Consider the following 238-nt stretch of genomic DNA (forward strand, 5'->3'; position numbering starts at 1 on the left):
TGGCCACCACGATCAGGAACAGCGGCATGCCGGCCTTGATCGAGTTCTGCCCGCGCGCAGAATCCTCCACCGAGCCGCCGGTCTCCAGCAGGTAGCCGCTGGGCAGGTCGGCACGGATGCCATCCAGGGTCGGCACGATCTGCTGCACCACGTCCAGCGGCTGCATGCCATCGCTGATGTCGGCACGCACGGTCACCGTCGGCAGACGGTTGCGGTGCCAGATGATGCCGTCCTCGAA

Annotated in this window: 1 protein-coding gene; it reads right to left on the minus strand. The window is 66.8% G+C overall.

Annotation, left to right across the window (positions count from 1 at the left end; genetic code table 11):
* Positions 1–238, minus strand: a 238-nt coding sequence (locus tag FQ664_RS26875) for an efflux RND transporter permease subunit (RefSeq protein ID WP_144176001.1), incomplete at both ends; no start/stop codon positions are given.

The sequence above is a fragment of the Pseudomonas persica genome, from assembly GCF_900291015.1.
In the GTDB taxonomy this organism is placed as follows: domain Bacteria; phylum Pseudomonadota; class Gammaproteobacteria; order Pseudomonadales; family Pseudomonadaceae; genus Aquipseudomonas.